Raw genomic sequence first — 3,623 nt, forward strand, 5'->3', positions numbered from 1 at the left:
CGGCCTTATCAGAGAGTACTTGCCTAAGGGTTGTGACTTTAGACAAGTCTCTGATGATGAGATGCAGGACATTGAGAACAAATTAAACAACAGACCAAGAAAACGATTAGGGTTTAAGACGCCTATGCAGGCGTTCTATAATATTAATTAGCGTTGCACTTGGTGTGTTAATCTAAGCAAATAATTTAAGGATAATAATATGAGTAACTATGATGATATTGAGCGCAGTGAAGTAAAACATATGACAAAAGAGAGTAAGCAAGACTTAAATGCTGACATCATCACAGGTGAACCAGGTTCTCACCCATTAGGAACGGGTATTGGTGGCGTGGGCGGTGCGGCCGCAGGTGCTGCTATTGGTACGATGGCAGGTCCACTAGGAACATTGATTGGTGGTGCTATTGGTGCAGTTGTTGGTGGCGGAGCAGGTCATGCAGCAGCAGAGGCTATTGATCCTACTCACGAAGAAGCTTACTGGCGTGCAGAATATGCAAACATGGACTACTATAAAGAAGGTTACGATTTTGATCGTGACTTACATCCAGCGTACGCAGTAGGTTATGCTAATCGTGCTAACTATCCTGTAGATGCTCGTTTTGAAGATCATGAGGCAGATTTAGAACGCTCATGGCACGAAGTCAAGGGCGAGTCACGTATGGAGTGGAAAGATGCACGTAAAGCTTCACGTGATGCATGGAATCGCGTGTCTTAATTGAGATTATTCTTGAGTATTAGATGATGAGGTTAATCTAACAGTAAGATTAACTGACAGTAAGTAAGTAGTAGATAAGCTTACTACCTCATTACCAAATTTAGTGTGGTTGTAGAATTTACTATACTGACAATCAAGATAAATAAGATTTATGTTATTTTATCGCTCCTAAAGTTATCTTTGGGAGCTTTTTTGTTGTATATTATTAACTATAAATATATTTTATGATGTATGAAGAAATTGATAATAATTAGAATGGTGAGTAATTTATGGTTAATAATGACAGTGACAAACAGTTTTATATAGCCACTGCTAATTTACTTAATTTTGCTAATCCAAATCGAATTTATTATGACAATGCGCCTGCTTACAGTGATGATGAATACGAGCACAAGTTAGGTGGTATTAGTAGCCTTTTAGCAAAGGCAAACGCTGATATCATTGCAGTACAAGAGGTATGGGACAGCCAAGCGTTAACAGATTTAGCTGTTTCATTGGGGTTTAAGCGCGAGCATGTTGTCGCGCCACTAGCCAGTAATGATGTTTCTAGTCCTCATACGCAGGGTAAAGGTGCACAAAATACCCCTGCTGTTGGCATTATTAGTCGTTTTAAACATTTAGAAAGCAGTTTATTAACAGACATTGAGCCAAAAGCGGTGATTGATATTCCTGATATTGGTCCTCATCAGCACTTTAATCGTCCACCGTTGATTTTGCGTGTTGATGCGTATGGACAACCGATTACGATTGTTACTGCACATTTAAAAAGTAAGCGTGCTTTTTTTCTACGTGATGATAAAGGTCACTTACTAGAAGATATGGATGACCCAAACATTCGAGTTCGTGCCAAACTGCGTAGTTTATGTATGCGTGCTGCAGAAGCTGCTTCTATCCGCATGTCTGTCATTGAAAGACTACATCATACTCAGGAGCCATTGATTCTGTTAGGTGATATGAATGACGTTACGGGTAGTGTGACCACTCAGTTGATGGCGGAGACTGGAGAAGTCAATTATGATAAGAGCATGCGTGATGTTGCACTATTCGATGCCGCTCGTATTCAAGCGCGTTATGGTTGGATGAAAGATGTGGCATATACCCATATATATCAAGGTATGCCAGAAATAATTGACCAGCTATTTGTTTCAGAAGAGTTTTTGCCTGACAGCAAGTATTCGCTAGGTCAGGTTGAACGGGTGGACTATTTTAATGATCATTTGAAGTGGGATTATGCAGATAGAGTCATCGATCATGGTATTATAAGAGCAAAAATTAAACTTAATAATTAAACCTAATCATTAAGTTTGATATATTGAATTGCATTAAATGGTTAACTCTATTAGATTGTTGACCTATACTTTACTATTACTTAACTTATTTATCTTCCTTGCTTGATGGTGTACAAGCGTTTATGATGCCTCTCCGTTAGAGATGGTGCGCATATTAGCGTGACATTGTTAGTTAACATAGCTTAATTTTTAAATAAAAATTAATATTATCTAATGAAGTTTGTATCTATAAAACAGGGTGTAATATTAAGAGGCCTATGATGAGCGAAAATAAAGACGAAAAGATTGAAGATGTGTTGGTAGACTCGGAGCTAGCAAAAAAGCTTGTACCGAATAAATTTAAGTTTACGAGTCAGCAAGGTCGAGCACGTCGCCAAAAGTTGTTGGCGGGTGCCAAAAAATTGAGTGAAACACTGCCCATTAATGATATCACTTTGGCCGCTGTGTGTGAAGAAGCAGGTATCCCACGAGCTTCTGCCTATCACTTCTTTCCTAATATCGAAGCAATATTTTTAGCATTACGCTTTTTAAATGCTATTGAAATATTAGAGATCGTAGAAACAGTTGATATTGGTAATTATGATAGATGGCAGGGTTATCTGACGGCACTCATCGATCAGTGTGTGACGATATTCCATAATGATGAAACCAAAGCTAAGCTTATTTATGATACCAATACGCCTGATTTCGAAGGTGATAGCTTCGGTGAAGATATCAACTATCAAATCATTGATTTGGTTTATAAGCGTTTGTCAGAGCGTTATGAAATGCCAGGTTTCCATGATATTCAAGATACGTTGTTGATTGCTTATAGCATTATCAACTCTATATTTACGTTATCTTATCGTCGTCATCAAAAAATTACTGATGAGTATATCCAAGAAGCGAATATTGCATTCATCGCTTACTTACGTTGCTATCTACCAGAAAAGCTACCACGTAAAAAATCATCAGTGTAGAGCGTTAAAGAATATTGAAGCTATGTAAACACAAAAAAGCCAACATGACATGTTGGCTTTTTTGTGTTTACTGTTTTTAGCGATGTTTTTGTCGATAGATCTGGCCGTGATTGTTTTACAGAGTCGGTGTCGACATTTGCTTATGGCACGTATCACGACTATATCTCTGTAGGAGGGTGTTATTAGTAAGTCGTTTCTCTTACTATGCGCATATTTATGAAGGTTATAAGTGTTTTAATCTACCATGGTATTAAATGCAACGGCTGCTGATTTTTTCGCTGGTAATAACTTTATATCCCAACGTAAGGTGCGATATTCAGATAAAGGGATTTCAGGTGGTGTGTCAGAAAGTATGCTGAAGAAATAAAGGAGGGTGACAGCCAAAGCAAGATGATATATTTGAGGTTATGAAGACACAAATAGATATCAGCTGCCCCGACTGTCACAGTCCCAGTTTAAAGAAAAACGGCATAAAAAGCTATGGCAAGCAGAACTACCAATGCAAGGACTGCAAACGTCAATTCATTGGTGACCATGCCTTAACTTATAAGGGCTGTCACTCTAAAATAGAAGACATCATACGGCTAATGACGGTTAGAGGTTGCGGTGTTAGAGACATAGCTATTATAGCCTCAGTCAGTATCGGTAAAGTATTGGGCACCA

The 3,623-nt window shown here is 38.4% G+C and carries 4 protein-coding genes and 1 pseudogene; all 5 read left to right on the plus strand.

What is annotated here, in order from left to right; translation table 11 throughout:
* A pseudogene (locus EI164_RS17200) lies at positions 1 to 151 on the plus strand (IS30 family transposase); the annotation flags it as partial.
* A 48-nt stretch (positions 152 to 199) separates the two neighbouring features.
* Positions 200 to 712: a hypothetical protein gene (locus tag EI164_RS15180; RefSeq protein WP_192520787.1), complete on the plus strand. Its 513-nt coding sequence runs from the start codon at positions 200 to 202 to the stop codon at positions 710 to 712.
* A 269-nt stretch (positions 713 to 981) separates the two neighbouring features.
* Positions 982 to 2,001 (plus strand): endonuclease/exonuclease/phosphatase family protein, encoded by a 1,020-nt coding sequence (locus EI164_RS15185; RefSeq protein WP_192520789.1) that lies wholly within the window; start codon positions 982 to 984, stop codon positions 1,999 to 2,001.
* A 260-nt stretch (positions 2,002 to 2,261) separates the two neighbouring features.
* The gene (locus EI164_RS15190) at positions 2,262 to 2,960 is read left to right on the plus strand and encodes a TetR/AcrR family transcriptional regulator (RefSeq protein ID WP_192520790.1); all 699 of its coding nucleotides are present in this window, start codon (positions 2,262 to 2,264) and stop codon (positions 2,958 to 2,960) included.
* 407 nt (positions 2,961 to 3,367) lie between these two features.
* Positions 3,368 to 3,623: IS1 family transposase (locus EI164_RS15195; RefSeq protein WP_192518970.1), on the plus strand; the 256-nt coding region annotated here is incomplete at its 3' end.

The sequence above is a fragment of the Psychrobacter sp. FME13 genome (assembly GCF_014861395.1).
In the GTDB taxonomy this organism is placed as follows: domain Bacteria; phylum Pseudomonadota; class Gammaproteobacteria; order Pseudomonadales; family Moraxellaceae; genus Psychrobacter.

Bases quoted from the DNA above. Each gene is read 5' to 3' on its own strand.
- EI164_RS15180 (WP_192520787.1), top strand. From the start codon at position 200: ATGAGTAACTATGATGATATTGAGCGCAGTGAAGTAAAACATATGACA.
- EI164_RS15185 (WP_192520789.1), top strand. From the start codon at position 982: ATGGTTAATAATGACAGTGACAAACAGTTTTATATAGCCACTGCTAAT.
- EI164_RS15190 (WP_192520790.1), top strand. From the start codon at position 2,262: ATGAGCGAAAATAAAGACGAAAAGATTGAAGATGTGTTGGTAGACTCG.